Annotated in this window: 1 protein-coding gene; it reads left to right on the forward strand. The window is 58.6% G+C overall.

Annotated features, from left to right (window positions below; all coding sequences use genetic code 11):
* Positions 1–374: AMP-binding protein (locus Xkoz_RS19430; RefSeq protein ID WP_141554470.1), on the forward strand; the 374-nt coding region annotated here is incomplete at both ends.

Here is a 374-nt window from a genome sequence, read left to right on the forward strand (position 1 = left end):
TGTATGGGCCCACGGAGACCACCACTTTTGCCACTGTCTATGAGATCGACGAATGCGTCGGCAGAAAAATCCCGATCGGCCAACCGATCGGCAATACCCGGATTTACATTCTGGATACGCATGGACAACCGGTTCCCGTCGGGGTGGCCGGGGAAATGTATATTGGCGGTGCCGGTGTCGCCCGTGGTTACCTCAACCGCCCTGAACTGACCGCCGAACGTTTCCTTGCCGATCCCTTTACCGCGGAGCCGGGCGCCCGGATGTACAAAACCGGTGACCTTGGCCGCTGGTTGCCCGACGGCAATATCGACTACCTTGGCCGCAATGATTTTCAGGTCAAACTGCGCGGCTTCCGCATCGAACTGGGGGAAATC

The sequence above is a fragment of the Xenorhabdus kozodoii genome, assembly GCF_002632875.1.
Taxonomy (GTDB): domain Bacteria; phylum Pseudomonadota; class Gammaproteobacteria; order Enterobacterales; family Enterobacteriaceae; genus Xenorhabdus; species Xenorhabdus kozodoii.